General features: G+C 34.7%; 16 protein-coding genes, 4 tRNA genes and 1 pseudogene. 20 read left to right on the top strand and 1 reads right to left on the bottom strand.

What is annotated here, in order from left to right; genetic code table 11:
- Nucleotides 1-22: 22 nt before the first annotated feature.
- From tilS to ACY2U7_RS06680, 11 genes are all read left to right on the top strand, one after another.
- Complete coding sequence (gene tilS, locus ACY2U7_RS06630; protein WP_461816093.1) at nt 23-1,435, top strand: tRNA lysidine(34) synthetase TilS; 1,413 nt, start codon at nt 23-25, stop codon at nt 1,433-1,435.
- Nucleotides 1,419-1,946, top strand: a complete 528-nt coding sequence (gene hpt, locus ACY2U7_RS06635) for a hypoxanthine phosphoribosyltransferase (protein WP_461812583.1) — start codon at nt 1,419-1,421, stop codon at nt 1,944-1,946. The genes tilS and hpt overlap by 17 nt, the downstream gene beginning before the upstream one ends.
- 17 nt (nt 1,947-1,963) lie before the next feature.
- A complete protein-coding gene (gene ftsH, locus ACY2U7_RS06640) occupies nt 1,964-3,802 on the top strand; it encodes an ATP-dependent zinc metalloprotease FtsH (protein WP_461816094.1) in 1,839 nt (612 codons plus the stop codon).
- Between the two features lie 15 nt (nt 3,803-3,817).
- Entirely contained in the window at nt 3,818-5,860 is a 2,043-nt protein-coding gene (locus tag ACY2U7_RS06645; RefSeq protein WP_461816095.1) for a glycoside hydrolase family 13 protein, read from the top strand.
- Between the two features lie 99 nt (nt 5,861-5,959).
- Nucleotides 5,960-6,041, top strand: a tRNA-Tyr gene (locus tag ACY2U7_RS06650).
- Nucleotides 6,042-6,063: 22 nt separating this feature from the next.
- Nucleotides 6,064-6,150, top strand: a tRNA-Leu gene (locus ACY2U7_RS06655).
- 191 nt (nt 6,151-6,341) lie between these two features.
- Nucleotides 6,342-7,505 (top strand): FprA family A-type flavoprotein, encoded by a 1,164-nt coding sequence (locus ACY2U7_RS06660; RefSeq protein ID WP_461812586.1) that lies wholly within the window; start codon nt 6,342-6,344, stop codon nt 7,503-7,505.
- A 218-nt stretch (nt 7,506-7,723) separates the two neighbouring features.
- Nucleotides 7,724-7,796: transfer RNA gene (locus ACY2U7_RS06665), tRNA-Phe, on the top strand.
- 18 nt (nt 7,797-7,814) lie between these two features.
- Nucleotides 7,815-7,885, top strand: a tRNA-Gly gene (locus tag ACY2U7_RS06670).
- Nucleotides 7,886-8,443: 558 nt separating this feature from the next.
- Entirely contained in the window at nt 8,444-8,584 is a 141-nt protein-coding gene (locus ACY2U7_RS06675) for a hypothetical protein (RefSeq protein ID WP_461812587.1), read from the top strand.
- A 52-nt stretch (nt 8,585-8,636) separates the two neighbouring features.
- Complete coding sequence (locus tag ACY2U7_RS06680) at nt 8,637-8,888, top strand: hypothetical protein (RefSeq protein ID WP_461812588.1); 252 nt, start codon at nt 8,637-8,639, stop codon at nt 8,886-8,888.
- Nucleotides 8,889-8,938: 50 nt separating this feature from the next.
- Here the strand turns inward: ACY2U7_RS06680 and ACY2U7_RS06685 are convergent, their stop codons facing one another.
- The gene (locus tag ACY2U7_RS06685) at nt 8,939-9,802 is read right to left on the bottom strand and encodes a methionyl aminopeptidase (protein WP_461812589.1); all 864 of its coding nucleotides are present in this window, start codon (nt 9,800-9,802) and stop codon (nt 8,939-8,941) included.
- Nucleotides 9,803-9,964: 162 nt separating this feature from the next.
- Between ACY2U7_RS06685 and dnaX the strand changes: the two genes are divergently transcribed.
- The 9 genes and pseudogenes from dnaX to ACY2U7_RS06730 all read left to right on the top strand — a co-directional run bounded on the left by dnaX (nt 9,965) and on the right by ACY2U7_RS06730 (nt 17,915).
- Nucleotides 9,965-11,515 carry a DNA polymerase III subunit gamma/tau gene (gene dnaX / locus ACY2U7_RS06690; protein WP_461816096.1) on the top strand — a complete coding sequence of 517 codons (1,551 nt, stop codon included), beginning with the start codon at nt 9,965-9,967 and terminating at the stop codon, nt 11,513-11,515.
- A gap of 13 nt (nt 11,516-11,528) precedes the next feature.
- On the top strand, nt 11,529-11,882 hold the full coding sequence (locus ACY2U7_RS06695) for a YbaB/EbfC family nucleoid-associated protein (protein ID WP_461812591.1): 354 nt from the start codon (nt 11,529-11,531) through the stop codon (nt 11,880-11,882).
- 16 nt (nt 11,883-11,898) lie between these two features.
- The gene (recR, locus tag ACY2U7_RS06700; protein WP_461812592.1) at nt 11,899-12,495 is read left to right on the top strand and encodes a recombination mediator RecR; all 597 of its coding nucleotides are present in this window, start codon (nt 11,899-11,901) and stop codon (nt 12,493-12,495) included.
- 69 nt (nt 12,496-12,564) lie between these two features.
- Nucleotides 12,565-13,413 (top strand): annotated as a pseudogene (locus ACY2U7_RS06705) (transketolase); the annotation flags it as partial.
- Nucleotides 13,401-14,339 (top strand): transketolase family protein, encoded by a 939-nt coding sequence (locus ACY2U7_RS06710; protein WP_461812593.1) that lies wholly within the window; start codon nt 13,401-13,403, stop codon nt 14,337-14,339. The pseudogene ACY2U7_RS06705 and the gene ACY2U7_RS06710, both read left to right, overlap by 13 nt.
- A 54-nt stretch (nt 14,340-14,393) precedes the next feature.
- Nucleotides 14,394-14,906 carry an HD domain-containing protein gene (locus ACY2U7_RS06715; RefSeq protein WP_461812594.1) on the top strand — a complete coding sequence of 171 codons (513 nt, stop codon included), beginning with the start codon at nt 14,394-14,396 and terminating at the stop codon, nt 14,904-14,906.
- Between the two features lie 123 nt (nt 14,907-15,029).
- Nucleotides 15,030-16,019, top strand: coding sequence for a LysM peptidoglycan-binding domain-containing protein (locus ACY2U7_RS06720; RefSeq protein ID WP_461816097.1), 990 nt, complete (start codon nt 15,030-15,032; stop codon nt 16,017-16,019).
- A 52-nt stretch (nt 16,020-16,071) separates the two neighbouring features.
- Nucleotides 16,072-17,187: a DUF5711 family protein gene (locus tag ACY2U7_RS06725; RefSeq protein WP_461812596.1), complete on the top strand. Its 1,116-nt coding sequence runs from the start codon at nt 16,072-16,074 to the stop codon at nt 17,185-17,187.
- An 8-nt stretch (nt 17,188-17,195) separates the two neighbouring features.
- Nucleotides 17,196-17,915 (top strand): CvpA family protein, encoded by a 720-nt coding sequence (locus tag ACY2U7_RS06730; RefSeq protein ID WP_461812597.1) that lies wholly within the window; start codon nt 17,196-17,198, stop codon nt 17,913-17,915.
- Nucleotides 17,916-18,135: the final 220 nt, after the last annotated feature.

Raw genomic sequence — 18,135 nt, forward strand, 5'->3', positions numbered from 1 at the left:
AAAGATAAAAGGATTGAATGTAATGATAGAAAAAGTCACACAATTTGTAGAAAAATGGGGAATGCTCCATAAAGAGGATAAAATCGTTACAGGTGTATCAGGTGGTGCGGATTCGATATGCCTTCTTTTTGTTTTGTTGGAATTACAAAAGAAAATAGGTTTTGAAATAATCGTTGTTCATGTTAATCATCTTTTGCGAGGAGAGGCTTCGGAAAATGATGAAAAGTATGTGAAAGAAGTATGTGAAAAATACAAACTTACTTATGAAATTTACCGAGAAAATGTAGAGGAGATTGCGAAGGAAAAGAAAGAATCTTTGGAAGAAGCTGGAAGGAATGTAAGGCGTAAGGCGTTTGAGGAAACCTTAAAAAAGTATAATGGAACAAAAATTGCAGTGGCACATCATAGAAATGATAATGCAGAAACACTTCTTATGAATTTAGCAAGAGGAAGTGGTTTAACAGGACTTGGAGGAATGCGTCCGGTGAAAGAAAATAGAATTCGTCCATTGCTTTGCTTAGAAAGAAAAGAGATTGAACAATATTTGGAAGAAAAACATATTTCTTATTGTACGGATCAGACAAACCTTTCTGACGATTATACGAGAAATCGTATACGACACCATGTTATACAAAATTTAGAACAAGGTGTCAATAAAAAAACGGTTGCACATTTTTCGGAAGCAATGGAAAGAATATGGGAACTTCAAGATTATATAGAAGGGGAAGTGAAAAATCTGTATGAGCTTGTTGTTTTAAAAAAAGAAAATAAAATTTTTCTCTTAAAAGAAGAATATGAGAAAGTTCCGGAGGTGTTTCGCGGGCTTGTCATTAAAAAAGCGATCGCCGCAATAACAAAACATGAAAAAGATATTCATGCAATTCATATAGAAGAAGTTCGTAAACTAATGGAAAATCAAGTTGGAAGAGAAATTTCACTTCCTTATAATGTATGTGCCTTGCGGTGCTATGAAGGTGTATGTTTCCGGTTTATAAATGAAAAAGAGAGAGAAAAAGAAGAGAAAAAAGTTGAATTAGACTTATGGAAGAGTAATCACAAACGGGTAGGGGAATGGACGATTCATTGTGAAATACAAAATATTAAAGAAATAGAAATAGATGGAATAGAAACCCCCTACACGAAGTGCTTTGATTATGATATAATGAAAAATACTATAGCGATACGGACAAGAAGAGAAGGAGATTATCTTATAATTAATGAAACTGGTTCTAGACAGAAACTTAAATCCTATTTTATTAATGAAAAGATTCCGAAAGAGGAGCGAGATCATATTTTTCTTCTAGCAGAGGGAAGTCACATCTTATGGATTTTTGGATATAGAAGAGGTTGTGCGTATCAAATAGGTAAGAATACAAAGCATATATTGAAAATCACAATAGACAAAGGAGAAAGAGAAAATGGCAGAAAAGATTAAAGTATTAATTTCAGAAGAAGAAGTGAACGAAAGAATTGAAGCATTGGGAAAGAAAATCAGTGAAGATTATGCCGGAAAACAGATACACTTGATTTGTGTATTAAAAGGTGGAGTATTTTTTATGTGTGAATTAGCAAAAAGAATTACGATTCCTGTATCTATGGACTTTATGAGTGTAAGTAGTTACGGTGATGGAACATCTTCTAGTGGAGTAGTAAAAATTGCGAAAGATTTAGATGAATCATTAGAAGGAAAAGAAGTTATTGTTGTAGAAGATATTATTGATTCGGGAAGAACATTATCTTATCTATTAGAAATTCTTAAGAAGAGAGGGCCAAAGAGCATGGGATTATGTACATTGCTTGATAAGCCAGATCGTCGTGTGAAAGATGTTAAAGTGGATTATGTTGGATTTGAAATTCCAGATGAATTCGTAGTTGGATACGGACTTGATTATGCACAGAAATATAGAAATCTTCCATATATCGGTGTGGTAGAAGGTGTTGAGTAGAAGGGGGTATTGAGAAATTGAATAATGGTAAAAACAAAGGTGCAAGTGGTTTCCCTTTTGTTTTTTTGATTGTATTATTTTTAGGAATGTGGTGGATTTTAGGTGAAACACCCCAACGAGATTCATCGTATACTTATAATCAGTTTCAAACAGCTGTTAAACAAAAAAAGGTGAAATCAGTTACAATCAAGCAAAATAAAGCGATTCCGACGGGGCAAGTAGAAGTGATTTTGAAAAATGATCAAAAAGAGACATTCAATGTATCTGATGTAAAAGAAGTTGGAAAATTTTTGCAAAAAGAAGATGTGCAGTATTATTTGAATGATATTCCAAAAGATAGTTGGTTTGCCACAACAGGATTTTCAACACTTGTGTCTGTAGGACTTGTTTTGTTCTTATTTATGATGATGAATCGACAGGCAAGTGGAGGAGCAGGCGCAAAAGCGATGAATTTTGGAAAGAGTCGAGCTAAAATAAGTACAGATAAAGATAAAAAAATTACATTTTCGCAAGTGGCAGGACTTCGAGAAGAAAAAGAAGATTTAGAGGAAATTGTGGATTTCTTAAAAGAACCAAAGAAATATATTCAAGTTGGAGCAAGAATCCCTAAAGGAGTACTTCTTGTAGGACCGCCAGGAACAGGTAAGACCCTCCTTGCAAAAGCAGTGGCAGGAGAAGCAGGAGTTCCATTTTTTACTATTTCTGGTTCTGATTTTGTGGAAATGTTTGTAGGTGTTGGAGCTTCCAGGGTAAGAGATTTGTTTGAAGAAGCGAAGAAGAATGCACCTTGTATTATTTTTATTGATGAAATTGATGCGGTCGCAAGAAGAAGAGGAACAGGAATGGGTGGTGGCCATGATGAGAGAGAACAGACACTGAATCAATTGTTGGTTGAAATGGATGGATTTGGAGTCAATGAAGGTATTATCGTTATGTCTGCTACAAACCGTGTAGATATTTTAGATCCTGCAATTTTAAGACCGGGAAGATTTGATAGAAAAGTCATGGTTGGAAGACCAGACGTAAAAGGAAGAGAAGAGATTTTGCGTGTGCATGCAAAGGGGAAACCTCTTGGAGATGATGTGGATTTATTACAAATTGCGCAGACAACCTCAGGTTTTACGGGAGCTGATTTGGAAAATTTACTGAATGAAGCAGCAATTAATGCGGCAAAGGAAGAACGAGTGTATGTAAAGCAAAGTGATATTCGTAAAGCATTTGTAAAAGTTGGCATTGGAACAGAGAAGAAAAGTCGTATTATTTCTGATAAAGAAAAGAAAATTACGGCATATCATGAGGCTGGGCATGCTATTTTATTTCATGTTCTCCCAGATGTGGGGCCTGTTTATACTGTTTCAATTATTCCAACAGGAATGGGAGCGGCTGGTTATACAATGCCATTTCCAGAACAAGATGAAATGTTTAATACAAAAGGAAAAATGTTGCAGGATATTACAGTATCACTTGGAGGACGAATTGCAGAGGAAATTATTTTTGGTGATATTACAACTGGAGCATCTCAAGATATTAAACAGGCAACAGCTATGGCAAAATCAATGGTAACAAAATTTGGAATGTCAGAAACTCTTGGGTTGATTAATTATGATAATGACAGTGATGAAGTGTTTGTAGGACGTGATTTTGCACACGCATCAAGAGGATATGGAGAGGAAGTTGCAGGACAGATTGACAAAGAAATTAAACGTATTATTGATGAATGCTATACGAGGGCAAAAGCGATTATCGTAGAGCATGAATCTGTTCTTCATGCATGTGCGAATGCTTTGCTTGAAAAGGAAAAGATTACAAGAGAGGAATTTGAGTCATTGTTTGAGAAAACAGTTTCTGAAAATTAGAGAAGGAGTGCTTCTATGAATAAACAGGCATTATTTAGTGATGGAACGGGTAGTTATGTTTGGCCACCTGATCCATCGGTAAATGGCCGGATTACAGTACGGTTTCGCACTGCGAAAAATGATGTCGAAATGGTGTGGCTTGTATCCGGAAATGAAAAATTGCCAATGACAAAGAGCGAAACAGAGGGGGATTTTGATTATTATACTGTTGAGAAACAGTTGAGCAATGAGATTTTTTACTATTATTTTGAAGTGAAAAGTAAGGATGACCATTGTTATTATAATGCATATGGAGACTGCGAAAATCTGATTCATTCCTATTCCTTTGCTATTGCACCGGGGTTTTCAACACCTGATTGGGCAAAAGGAGCGGTAATGTATCAGATTTTTGTTGACAGATTTTGCAATGGAGATAAAACCAATGATGTGGAAACAAGAGAATATTTATATATAGGAGAGCCAGCTCAAAAAGTAACGGATTGGAATAGGTATCCAAGAGAAATGGATGTACGAGATTTCTACGGTGGCGATTTGAAAGGGGTTATGGATAAATTAGATTATCTTCAAGATTTGGGAGTGGAAGCGATTTATTTTAATCCTATATTTGTTTCTCCATCTAATCATAAATATGATATACAGGATTATGATTATATAGATCCCCATTATGCAATTATTGTAAATGATGGTGGAGATTTAATTGGAGAGCATGCTAAAAATAATGTTCATGCAACAAAATATCAAAAAAGGACAACGGATAAAGAAAATTTAGAGGCAAGTAATCTCTTTTTTATTCAGTTAGTGGAAGAAATCCATAAAAGAGGAATGAAAGTGATTTTGGATGGTGTTTTTAATCATTGTGGTTCGTTTAATAAATGGTTAGATAGAGAACATATTTATGAGAAACAGCAAAATTATGAAAAAGGAGCTTATATTTCAAAGGATAGTCCGTATAGAGAATTTTTCCATTTTGATGTGAATAATGATTCTGATTGGCCATATAATAGCCGATATGAGGGATGGTGGGGACATTCAACTCTTCCAAAGTTAAATTACGAGGGCTCTAGTAAATTAGAAAAAGATATACTTCGTATTGCAAAAAAATGGGTTTCTCCTCCATATAATGTAGATGGATGGAGATTGGATGTGGCTGCTGATTTGGGCTATAGTAATGAATATAATCATGAATTTTGGAAAAAATTTCGTGGTGTAGTAAAAGAAGCGAACCCTAATGCTGTTATTATAGCAGAACATTATGGAGATCCAAAGGAATGGCTTTTGGGAGATGAGTGGGATACGGTAATGAACTACGATGCTTTTATGGAGCCGATTACATGGTTTTTGACCGGAATGGAAAAACATAGTGATGAAGAAAGACAAGAACTTTGGGGGAATGCAGATCATTTCATTGAAACGATGAGATATCATATGACGAAAATGTTTATGCCATCCAGGCTTGTTGCAATGAATGAACTTTCTAATCACGATCATTCTAGATTTTTGACAAGAACAAATCACATGGTAGGAAGAGCTGCACAATTAGGGGCGAAAGCCGCTGAGGAATATGTAAGTAAAGCTGTTTTTAGAATTGCAGTTACAATGCAGATGACGTGGATTGGTGCACCAACTGTTTATTATGGAGATGAAGCGGGGGTATGCGGATTTACAGATCCTGATAATCGAAGAACATATCCGTGGGGCTATGAGGATAAAGCATTAATTGCTTTTCATAAGGAAATGGTGAATATTCATAAAAAATATGAAGAGTTCAAAAGTGGATCCATCTTATTGCTTCATGGGGAGGAGCATATTTTAGCATATGCTAGATTTAGTTCTAAAAAACAGTTTATCATTGTAATAAATAATAGAAGTGAGCGTGCAGAGGTGGTTGTTCCTGTGTGGCGTGCAGGCGTTCCGCAGAAGAGTAGAATGAGAAGATTGATTTATACTTATGATGATGATTACACTATGGAATATGAAGAAATTCTTGTGAGAAATGGAGAGGTTGCTGTAAACATGGGGAAACACTCAGCTCTTGTGATGAAAACAATGGAATTTTAGTGGATGGGACGTTGAATAACGTCCTATTTTTAAGTAATTGTAAATTTTTCTTGCTTTTTTTATAAAGATATGGTATAAATAATTATTGTTGAGACATATGGATGGATTCCCGAGTGGCCAAAGGGGGCAGACTGTAAATCTGTTGGCACCGCCTTCGAAGGTTCGAATCCTTCTCCATCCACTCAAAATTATTATTTATATATGCCGCAGTGGCGGAACAGGCAGACGCACAGGACTTAAAATCCTGCGGGACTTATACTCCCGTACCGGTTCGATTCCGGTCTGCGGCAGTGAAAAGGTATGGGAGAGGAATCTTTGAGAGCAAAGATTTCTCTCTTTCTTTAGATAGATATATAGATATGCAAAAGTGCATTTTTGGAGAAACAGACTAGGAAATTGTAAAAAACTGAGGTATAATGTACCAAGAGTAAGATGTAGTATAGAATGAAAAGTAGAAGAGAAGATACTTGAGGAGAGAGAGATGAAAGAAATTAAAATCACAGATACAATTAAATATATTGGTGCGAATGATAAAACATTAGATTTATTTGAAAGTCAGTATGTGATTCCAAATGGAGTTTCCTATAACTCATATGTCATTCTTGATGAAAAGGTAACTGTTATGGATACGGTGGATGCAAGGGCGACAGAAGAGTGGCTTGCTAATTTAGAAAATGTTTTGGATGGAAGACTGGTAGATTATTTGGTTGTATCTCATATGGAACCGGATCATGCAGCAAATATACAGAGATTAATTGAGAAATATCCAAATATGCAAGTTGTTGGAAATATGAAAACATTTAATATGATTTCGCAGTTTTTTACTGTAAACTTAGAAGGAAGAAAAGTTGTTGTAAAAGAAGGAGATACTTTAAATATTGGCAGTCATACATTACAGTTTTTTATGGCTCCAATGGTACATTGGCCAGAAGTGATGGTTACTTATGAACAGTCGGAAAAAATTCTCTTTTCGGCAGATGGATTTGGAAAATTCGGAGCGCTAGATGTAGAAGATAAATGGACTTGTGAAGCAAGACGCTATTATTTTAATATTGTAGGGAAATATGGTGTGCAAGTACAGAATCTTTTGAAAAAAGTGGCGAAATTAGATGTTGAAATGATTTGCCCTCTTCATGGACCAGTATTGAAAGAAAATTTAGCGTATTATATTGATAAATATAATACATGGAGTAGTTATGATCCGGAAGATGAAGGCGTTTTAGTAGTTTATGCCTCTATCCATGGAAATACTGCAACGGCTGCAAAAAAAATGGCAGAAATTTTGTGTGAAAAAGGTGTTTCGAAAGTCCAGGTAATGGATTTGTCTAGGGATGATATGTCTGAGGCGATTGAAGATGCCTTTAGATATGATAAGTTAGTTGTGGCATCAGCGACATATGATAATGGGGTGTTCCCATGTATGGAAGATTTTTTGGCGCATTTAAAAGCGAAAAATTATCAAAAACGTAAAGTGGCGCTTATAGAAAATGGTTCATGGGCACCAACGGCTGCAAGACAAATGAAAGCGGTTCTTGAAGGAATGAAAGCTGTGGAAATTTGTGATACTGTAGTGACAATTAAATCTGTGATGAATGAAGATAATATAAGAAGTATGGAAAAAGCAGCAGATGAATTAATGGCATAAAAAGTATGATAATTTTATAGCTCTACGTCAACGGTAGGTGATTCTTTGAAATCCCAGCCATTGATGTAGAGCTAGTTTGATTTCTTGGTGCTTTACAAAATGAAACAGAAATTTTTTGATTTCTTGAATTTCAAGAAAATATATAAAAAGTGCTTGACAATATGTAATGTATCTGATATGATATTAAACGTGTCAGGGATAAATAGTAAAAGACACAAGCCCAGATAGCTCAGTCGGTAGAGCAGAGGACTGAAAATCCTCGTGTCGCTGGTTCGATTCCGGCTCTGGGCATAGTTGAATAGAAATTATGCGGGTGTAGTTCAATGGTAGAACACTAGCCTTCCAAGCTAGATACGTGGGTTCGATTCCCATCACCCGCTTTTTTGCTACGTAAAAATAGAGAATATGCTATACTATAACCAACTAAGCGATATGTTTTGTAGAGTAAGGAGTTGAAAAATATATCATATAAGAAAGTGGACAATGATAGCATTAAGGGTTCGATTTATCATATGGAGATACAGTTTGAGGCGGAAAAAAATCATGTTAAAGACACTGTATTTTTATAATTCGGATAAAGTGAAAATAGATGACGAACTGTATCAGATTCCAAAAGAAACATATAAAAAATTTGAGAAATATTTTTAGTGAAAATGGGCGTATCAATTTTGGTATGCCCTTAAATTTTGTCTATTATCAGATGAATTAAAACACTTCTTAAGGGAAAATGAGTATTTGTTCATGGAATAAAAATAAAATATGGATTGTTTTTTGAAAATACAATTCATCACAAGTATTTTCTTGCAATTACTGGGGTGACCATATAAAATAAGTCTAACTTTATAAAACGGTAAAATGAAAAGAGATGTTACTATGATTTATTGGTTTTTGCCTTATGTTTTTCCTTTTGTTCGTCTGCATTAGCAGTGGATGGTTTTGTGGCAATGGGAGTACATACAGTAGGCGAAACAAAAACGGTTAAAATTAAAATCACAAATGCCCAATTGGCTGGTACTGGTAAAGTTGGAGATATATTAAAAGGAAATGCGCTGACAAAACTAGGGGACTTAGTGGAGTGAAAGTTGTCCCTTATTAAAGCAAAAGTTTCATACAGAAGCGAGGTGGATTGTTATGAAAAATGTAAAAAAATATTTACCTTATATCATTGATGTTATAATCTATATTGTTATTGGAATTGGTATAGTCCGTAATTGGATAGCGATTAATATTCTTCTTCTAATTCTCTTACCAAAGATAATAATTAATGAGTTTCGTGAGTGGAAAGAAAACAGGAAAATTTCAACGTTTATTTCATTTCTTGCATTGTTTGTTGGGTGGATTTTGCAGGTAGCGTTGATAATAAAGACTGGAAAATTATTATAAATATTCTTATTATAGACTGTGGGGCGTATCAAATGATACGCCCCACAATTTTATTTCGTCAGCACCTCGGCGCCGTTTTCAGTAATCAATACCATATATTCAATCTGTGCGGACAGACCGTCATCTTCCGTGTAAACTGTCCAACCATTATCCTCGTCAACAAAGAAATCTGGACTTCCTTCGTTTATCATTGGTTCAATGGTAAAGATCATACCAGGAACAAGTACCATATCACTTCCTTTTGGTATGACGTAGCTTACAAAAGGATCCTCGTGGAATTCAAGTCCAATTCCATGTCCACCAATATCTTCTACGACAGAATATCCGTTTTCTTTTGCATAGGAATTAATTGCATCTGCGATATCTCCCAAATGCCCCCATGGTTTTGCTGCTGCAAGACCTCTTTCTACACACTCCTCTGTAATTTGAACAATTTTTTTTGCTCGTTGTGATGGTTCCCCAATAGAAAACATTCTTGAAGCGTCAGAAAAGTATCCGTTTAAAATAGTAGATACATCCACATTGATGATATCGCCATCTTCAAGAATGATATTTTCATCAGGAATTCCGTGGCAAATTTCATTATTTAAAGATGTGCAAACACTTTTCGGAAATCCGTCATAGCCAAGAGGGGCAGGGATACCACCGTGTTCGGTTGTATAGTTATATACAAGTTTATCAATTTCGGCAGTGCTCATTCCAGCGTGAATATGTTTTGCAACGTGATCTAATATTGCAGTATTTAGTTCGGCACTTTTTCGAATACCTTCAATTTGTGCGGGAGTTTTTAATATATCGCGGGTTGGCACGATATGCCCCTGTTCTTCAAGTAAAGCAATTTTTTCATCAATAAACATATGGCATTTCTTGTATTTTTTACCACTGCCACACCAACAAATGTCATTTCTTTCCATATCAAATCCTCCTTCTTTTCATTCTATTCTATTATAAAACATTTTTTGACTGATGGCACGTGTAAAATGCAAATTAAAAATCTTGTTTGTGTTCTAGTATTCGTGCTATAATGAAGTGTCAATCAGACAAGTTTTATGTCAGCACAGAAGGAGGGAAGATATATGTCATACACAGCATTATATCGTAAATTTCGTCCAAGTGAATTTGATGATGTCAAAGGACAAGATCATATTGTGACAACTTTGAAAAATCAGATAAAAGCAGACCGTATTGGTCATGCCTATCTTTTTTGTGGAACAAGGGGAACAGGTAAGACAACAATAGCTAAAATTTTTGCTAAGGCAGTTAATTGCGAACATACAGTAGATGGAAGTCCATGTGGAGAATGTGAAATGTGTCGTGCTATTTCTACAGGGACATCAATGAATGTAATCGAAATTGACGCAGCATCTAATAATGGTGTAGATAATATCCGTGAAATACGTGAAGAAGTTGCATATAGACCTGCAGAAGGGAAATATAAGGTTTATATTATAGATGAGGTGCATATGCTTTCTATAGGAGCGTTCAATGCGTTGTTAAAGACTTTAGAAGAACCACCGGAATATGTTATTTTTATTTTGGCAACTACAGAGGCACATAAAATTCCAATAACCATTTTATCGAGATGCCAACGATATGATTTTAAAAGAATTGGTATTGATACAATTGCTAACAGATTAAATGAGTTGATGATAGAAGAAAAAGTTGATGTGGAGGAAAAAGCTATTCGTTATATAGCGAAAATAGCAGACGGTTCTATGCGAGATGCACTGAGTCTTTTGGACCAATGTATTGCTTTTTACCTTGGTCAGAAATTAACTTATGATCATGTGCTAGAAGTATTAGGAGCAGTAGATACAGATGTATTTAGCAATCTGCTTCGACAGATATTAAAACGAGACGTTCTAGCAGTTTTGAAAAGTGTAGAAGACCTTGTTATGCAAGGGCGTGAATTGACGCAAATGGTGAATGATTTTACTTGGTATTTGAGAAATTTACTTTTGGCAAAAACTTCGGATAATATGGAAGAAGTATTAGATGTTTCCACAGAAAATCTGCAACAGTTAAAAGAAGAAGCGGAGATGATAGAAGTGGATACACTTCTTCGGTATATTCGAATTTTTTCAGATTTATCTAATCAGATGAAATATGCGATGCAAAAGAGAATTTTATTAGAAGTAACTTTGATTAAACTGTGTAAACCTGCTATGGAAATACATTCAGATACATTACTTGATCGAATTCGAGCTGTGGAGGAAAAGGTGGAACAAGCAGGGGAAATACAGATTGTTAGAGAAGTGACTGAAATTCCAAAAGAACCAATACCTAAACCGACATTGGAAAAGGCGATACCAGAGGATATAAAAGAAGTTGTAAAAAATTTTCGTTCAATTATAAATGAAACTTCAGGACTTTTAAAAGGATATTTGAAGAATGCAAGATTAAGTCTTGGCGGGGAAGATAAGCTACTTATTGTTTTACCAGATGAATTATCGGCAGACTTTATTAACCAACAACAGCATAAGCAAGAATTGGCGGAAGTGATTGAAAACAAAATCGGCAAAGCGATTACAATAGAAGTGCGTCAAATAGAAAATGGACGCAAATTTGAGGAAAGTTTTGTGGATATAGAACAAGTAGTGCATATGAACATTACAATAGAAGATTAAGGAGGAATTTAAAATGGCAAAACGTGGAGGATTTCCAGGAGGAATGCCTGGAAATATGGCGAATTTAATGAAACAGGCTCAGAAAATGCAACGTCAAATGGAAGAGCAAGCAAAAGAAATGGAATCAAAAGAATTTACGGCAACTGCTGGAGGCGGAGCTGTAGAAGTAACTGTATCAGGAACAAGAACAGTTACGAAAGTGAAATTACAAGAAGAAGTGGTTGATCCAGATGATATTGAAATGTTAGAAGATTTGATTATGGCAGCAACAAATGAAGCTCTCCGCAAAGTTGATGAAGAATCTTCGTCTGCAATGGCAAAACTTACAGGCGGATTAGGCGGAGGAATGCCTGGAATGCCATTCTAATTTAGGGGATATCAAAATGGATTATTATAGTAGTCAAATAAGTAAATTGATAGAGGAACTTTCTAGTCTTCCGGGAATAGGAGCAAAATCAGCACAACGTTTGGCGTTCCATATTATTCATATGCCGAAAGAGCAAGTGCAACAAATGGCAACTGCTATGGTAGAAGCAAGAAATAATGTCCGTTATTGTTCGAAGTGTTATACGTTAACAGATAAGGAAGTTTGTCCTATTTGTAGTGATGCTGCTCGTGATGAAAAAACTATTATGGTAGTAGAAACTACAAGAGATTTAGTTGCTTATGAGAAAACGGGAAAATATCGTGGAGTCTACCATGTTCTTCACGGGGCGATTTCTCCGATGCTTGGAATAGGACCAGGCGATATTAAATTAAAAGAACTTATGGAGCGTTTGCAAGGAGATGTAAATGAAGTGATTATTGCAACGAATTCTAGTCTTGAAGGTGAAACAACAGCAATGTATATTAGTAAGTTGATTAAACCTACAGGGATTAAGGTGAGTAGAATTGCAAGTGGAGTTCCAGTTGGAGGAGATTTAGAATATATTGATGAAGTAACCTTGCTTAGAGCGTTGGAAGGACGGACAGAATTATAAGGTTAGTGAATAAGAGTTGCTTCTTATAGAAAAGTAGGATAGAATAGGAAAGAAAAGAAAAGAAAACAGGAGGCCAGTCTAATGAACAAATTAGAATTGATGAAAGTTGCTAATGAAGTTCGTAAAGGTGCGGTAACAGCAGTATTTAATGCTAAGTCTGGACATCCAGGTGGATCGTTATCTGCAGCGGACATTTACGCATATTTATTCTTTGAAGAGATGAATATTGACCCTGCTGACCCAAAAAAAGATGATAGAGATCGTTTTGTATTATCAAAAGGACATACAGCACCAGGATATTATGCGGCGTTAGCAAATAAAGGATTTTTTCCGGTAGAAGATTTAAAAACATTGAGAAAAGTAGGTTCGTATTTACAGGGACACCCTGATATGAAGCATATTCCAGGAGTGGATATGTCCAGTGGTTCTCTTGGACAGGGAATTTCAGCAGCAGTAGGTATGGCTATTTCAGGGAAATTGAGAAAAAAGGACTATCGAGTATATACATTATTAGGTGATGGGGAAATTCAAGAAGGACAAGTTTGGGAGGCGGCAATGCTTGCTGCACATCATGAATTGGATAATTTAGTTGTTATTGTGGATAATAATAATCTTCAAATTGATGGTTCTATTCAAGAAGTTAATTCTCCATATCCAATTGATAAGAAATTTGAAGCATTTAATTTCCATGTAATTAATGTAGATGGACATGATTTTGATGCTCTTGATGCTGCGTTTAAAGAGGCAAGGGAGACAAAAGGTCAGCCAACAGCTATTGTTGCTAAAACAATCAAAGGAAAAGATGTTTCCTTTATGGAAAATCAAGCTTCATGGCACGGAGCTGCTCCGAATGAAGAACAGTATGCAATTGCTATGGCAGATTTAGAGAAAGTAGGTGAAGCATTATGTCAGATGTAAAGAAAATTGCAACGAGAGAAAGTTATGGTAATGCTTTAGTAGAATTAGGGAAACAACATGAAGATCTTGTGGTTCTTGATGCAGATTTAGCAGCAGCCACAAAAACAGTGATGTTTAAAAATGTTTTTCCTGAACGCCATATTGATTGTGGTATTGCAGAATGTAATATGATAGGTGTCGCAGCTGGGCTTGCCACAACGGGAATGGTTCCCTTTGCAAGTTCATTTGCTATGTTTGCGGCAGGACGTGCTTTTGAGCAAATCCGCAATTCTGTAGGGTATCCAAAATTAAACGTGAAAATTGGAGCAACTCATGCAGGAATTTCTGTAGGTGAAGATGGAGCAACACATCAATGTAATGAAGATATTGCATTAATGAGAACAATTCCAGGAATGGTTGTAATTAATCCTTCGGATGATGTGGAAGCAAGAGCAGCAGTAAAAGCAGCATATGAATATGAAGGACCAGTGTATCTTCGCTTTGGTAGATTGGCAGTTCCTGTTATTAATAATGAAGAAGAATATACATTTGAATTAGGTAAAGGAATTACTTTAAAAGATGGTAAGGATGTGACAATTATTGCCACTGGACTTCCAGTTTCTGAATCTCTGGAAGCAGCAGAGAAGTTAGAAAAAGATGGAATTTCTGTAAGAGTAATTAATATTCACACAATCAAGCCTTTGGATGAAGAAATTATTGTTAAAGCAGCGAATGAAACAGGAAAAATTGTTACAGTAGAAGAACATTCTATTATCGGTGGTCTTGGAAGTGCAGTTTGCGATGTTGTTGCAGAAAAAGCACCAGCCAAAGTAATGAAAATTGGAATCAATGATGTGTATGGAGAGTCAGGTCCTGCAGTGGAATTGATTAAGAAATATGGTTTAGATGCAGAAAGTATTTATAAAAAAGTAAAAGCATTTGTATAAGGAAGTACACCTTAGGCTTTTAAGCTTGAGGTGTATTTTTTTAACGGAGGTAGAATGAAACTGAAAAAAATCGTTCGAAAGATATATGAGTTGAGAGAAGAATGGAAATATGATTTTTATGAATGTGTGCAGGATATTGCAGAACATCCAGTAGTGTTGCGCATGAAGTTGTATCCACATCACGGAACAACAAATTGCTATAAACATTGTATGAATGTGGCATACTATAATTATCAATGGTGTAGATTTTTTCATTTAGATGCGAGGTCGGCAGCTAGAGGTGCTATGTTACATGATTTGTTTTTGTATGATTGGCATACGCATGCGGCAAAGACAGGAGATAAATTTCATGGATTAACACATCCGAAGACTGCTTTAAAAAATGCGGAAAAATTTTTTGTATTAAATAAAATAGAAAAGGATATTATATACTCTCATATGTGGCCGGTAACTTTGTTTAGGTTTCCGAAAACAAAAGAAGGATTTATTACGACATTAACAGACAAATATTGCGGTGCTTGTGAAAGTAGTAAAAGAAGAAAAAGGGAGAAAAGACGAGAAAAATAAAAATCTCGTCTTTTTTTGTGGATAAAAGTCGAAATTTTTCAAAGACAAGATGACAATTTCCGATAAAATAAATATTTTCTATATGCTAGTATGAAGAAAAATATGCGAATGAGGTGAAAGGTTATGGAAAGAAAAATTCCCAAAAATGTGAGGCAAATAGGAAATGTGAGTGATTCTTTAAAGATTTATGTAGAAGATTATGTCGATACATATTTAAACCAACTTTGTGAAAAAGAAGCAGAAAATCCAGTGGGAGCATTTTTGATAGGAGATATTGTTAAAGAGGAAGAACTAGAATATCAGTATATCTATGGAGCGATACAGATGGAAGAACTTAGACAAAATGAGAATGGTATTTTTGTCGATGAAGAAACGTGGGAAAATGCTTGCGAAGTATGCCGTACATTTTTTGAAAATGGAGAAATTATAGGCTGGTTTGCCGCCATACCAGGAATTCCTTTTGCTATGAATGGAAATTTGAGGAAAGTGCATCAAGACATATTTGCGAAAAATAAAGGGATTTTTATTTTAAAAGATCCTGTTTGCAAGGATGAAATGTATTTTGCTCCTAAATTTAACGATTTAATGCAGATGAATGGACATTATATTTATTATGAAAAAAATCCATCTATGCAAAATTACATGATTTCTTCTCGCAAAAAGATTGGCGTTACACCCAGTGAAATTGTTGTGGATAGGGCTGCAAAAAGTTTTCGCGATTTAGTGCAGAGCAAAATGCTACAACAAGAGAAAAAAGAAGTAAATAAATGGGCATATGGAACGGTAACTTTTCTTATATTAGTTGTTTTGATCATAGGGGTGACAATGATTAATAATTATGACAGGATGAAATCGGTTCAAAAAGCAATAGAAACGATTTCTAATTCTGTTGAAGAAAAGAAAACGACAAATAAAAAAGAAAAGCAAGAAAAAAAGATTGAGAAAAAAGAAAAAGAGGAAAAAAATATTTATATTGTAGAAAAAGGAGATACGTTGGAAAAAATTAGCAAAAAAGCGTATGGTGATATCCAACATATTGAAGAAATAAGCGAAACAAATGGTTTGGAAAATGGAAATTTGATATACATTGGGCAAAAATTATTGCTACCTTAAAGAAAAATTATGTTATAATTATAAGATACGAATGCGAAAAGGAGATGAATAAGTGGAAGGGGTAAAAAGTAAAAAAAAATTTGTAAAATGGTTTGGGATTATAATGTGTATAGTCCTTTTTGCTGGAATAGTGGGATATATTTTTTTGACTCATAGAAAGTATGATAAGGTTCATATTTTGCATACAACAATGCTTGAACATGAAAAAGGAGAAAATTATGTAGAGTTTTCGGGAGATATTTTAAAATATGGAAAAGAAAGGGTTTCTCTTTTGAATAAGAAAGGAAAAGCAAGGTGGAAATTTTCGTATCAAATGCAAAATCCGGTTGTTAGTGTGAATGAAGAAACAGCGGTAATTATTGATAAAGGAGCGAATGATCTTGTGATTTTGCAAAAACAAGGGGTAATAGGAGAAATTCATACAACTCTTCCGATGAGAAAAGCAGAAGTTTCTAATCAAGGGATCGTAAGTGTTATATTAAAAGGAGAGTCTTCTGAAAAAATTGTTTGTTATGATGCAAAAGGGAATCTTCTCGTCGAAAAGAATGTATCTCCGACAACTACAGGATATCCACTAGATATTGCGATTTCGGATGATGGCTATACATTGCTCGTATCGTATTTGTTTACGCGGCAAGGAAAAGTAGAAACTAAAATAGTACACTATAATTTTGCTGAAAAAAAAGATAAACATCTTGTGTTAGAAGAAAAATATGAAAATGTTGTGGCACCAAGTGTGTTCTTCGTAGATGATAAGACGGCAGCAGTTGTTATGGATAATCAATTACATATTTATGAAGAAAAGGAAAAACCACAAAAAAAGGCGACAGTAAAAATAAAAGATAGAATAGAACGGATCTTTTATGACCATGAGTATATTGGTTTGTTGTTAAAAGGAGAAAAAAATTATTTTGTAAAACTATTTGATAAAAATGGAAAAGAATTGCTTTCGGAGACAGTTGAACATGGATATAAAAATATAAAAGTGGAAAAAGGACAGATTCTTATGTTCGATGGGAAGAAATGTGAAATTATTACGAAAGCAGGGGTAAGATTGTTTGATGGAGAAGTGGAAAATGATATTTCAAATATAATTTCTACGTTTGGTGTAAATAAATACTTGATGATAAATGCAAATGGTCTAGAAGAAATTAGGCTTGCAAAATAGGAGAAAGTATGAATTGGTTATTAATTGGAGTGGGAATCCTCTTTTTTATTTGCATGGTGATCGGATATATTAGAGGGTTTATTAAAATTATTGTGTCGTTTGGGACAACTGTTGCAAGTGTTGTGCTTGTCATTTTTCTGACGCCTTACACGAGTAAAGCAATTGTGGCTTTAACTCCTATAGATGAAATGGTACAGAAAAAATGTATCTCGATGATGTCTGTTGAAGGAATAGATCAAAATATATCAGAAAAATTTTTGAATAAAATAGAGTTGCCTAGGCAAAAACAAATAGAAATTTTAGAAAAAGCGGATATACCAGAGTTTGTAAAACAAGGTTTGATAGAAAATAATAATAATGAAGCATATAAACAACTTGGCGTTGAGAATTTTGTTGATTATATAGGAGCATATGTGTCTGGGGTTGTTGTAAAAATAATTTCGTTCTTACTCACATTTCTTATTGTTATTATTTTTATACGAGCGATTATATTTGCGTTGGATGTTATTGCAGCATTACCTGTGTTGAATGGACTGAATCGCATTGCTGGTATGTTTGTAGGAGGACTGATAGCGATTATTTTTACATGGCTTGTTTTTCTTGCTCTTACATTACTATATGATAGTTATATAGGAGTGGAAGGATTTAGGTGTATAGAAAGTAGCAAACTCTTAACGTTCTTATATGAGAAAAATGTGATACTTGATTGGGTCACAAAATTAAGATAGAATTGCAAAATAAAATCTTACAAAGAAGTATATATGAAATAGATTAGTGTTTGGCTTTGTGAAAAGAGCCCAATACTAATCTATTTTCTATATAAAAGAAAAAAAGTAAAAAAAATGAAAAAAGATGTTGACATATGTAGAATAGAATGATATTATAGACAAGCACTCGAGAGACGAGCCAACAAGTCAAAAACAAATTTCAAAAAAATGAAAAAAGTTG

Origin of the sequence: Faecalimonas sp. (assembly GCA_029264305.1) — a bacterium.
Lineage (GTDB): Bacteria > Bacillota > Clostridia > Lachnospirales > Lachnospiraceae > Faecalimonas.

What these genes read in the sequence shown, in the direction of transcription:
- ACY2U7_RS06695 (WP_461812591.1), top strand. Translation starts at nt 11,529, where the DNA reads ATGGCAAAACGTGGAGGATTTCCAGGAGGAATGCCTGGAAATATGGCG.
- ACY2U7_RS06645 (WP_461816095.1), top strand. Translation starts at nt 3,818, where the DNA reads ATGAATAAACAGGCATTATTTAGTGATGGAACGGGTAGTTATGTTTGG.
- ACY2U7_RS06660 (WP_461812586.1), top strand. Translation starts at nt 6,342, where the DNA reads ATGAAAGAAATTAAAATCACAGATACAATTAAATATATTGGTGCGAAT.
- tilS (WP_461816093.1), top strand. Translation starts at nt 23, where the DNA reads ATGATAGAAAAAGTCACACAATTTGTAGAAAAATGGGGAATGCTCCAT.
- ACY2U7_RS06715 (WP_461812594.1), top strand. Translation starts at nt 14,394, where the DNA reads ATGAAACTGAAAAAAATCGTTCGAAAGATATATGAGTTGAGAGAAGAA.
- hpt (WP_461812583.1), top strand. Translation starts at nt 1,419, where the DNA reads ATGGCAGAAAAGATTAAAGTATTAATTTCAGAAGAAGAAGTGAACGAA.
- ACY2U7_RS06720 (WP_461816097.1), top strand. Translation starts at nt 15,030, where the DNA reads ATGGAAAGAAAAATTCCCAAAAATGTGAGGCAAATAGGAAATGTGAGT.
- recR (WP_461812592.1), top strand. Translation starts at nt 11,899, where the DNA reads ATGGATTATTATAGTAGTCAAATAAGTAAATTGATAGAGGAACTTTCT.
- ACY2U7_RS06730 (WP_461812597.1), top strand. Translation starts at nt 17,196, where the DNA reads ATGAATTGGTTATTAATTGGAGTGGGAATCCTCTTTTTTATTTGCATG.
- ACY2U7_RS06680 (WP_461812588.1), top strand. Translation starts at nt 8,637, where the DNA reads ATGAAAAATGTAAAAAAATATTTACCTTATATCATTGATGTTATAATC.
- dnaX (WP_461816096.1), top strand. Translation starts at nt 9,965, where the DNA reads ATGTCATACACAGCATTATATCGTAAATTTCGTCCAAGTGAATTTGAT.
- ACY2U7_RS06710 (WP_461812593.1), top strand. Translation starts at nt 13,401, where the DNA reads ATGTCAGATGTAAAGAAAATTGCAACGAGAGAAAGTTATGGTAATGCT.
- ACY2U7_RS06685 (WP_461812589.1), bottom strand. Translation starts at nt 9,802, where the DNA reads ATGGAAAGAAATGACATTTGTTGGTGTGGCAGTGGTAAAAAATACAAG.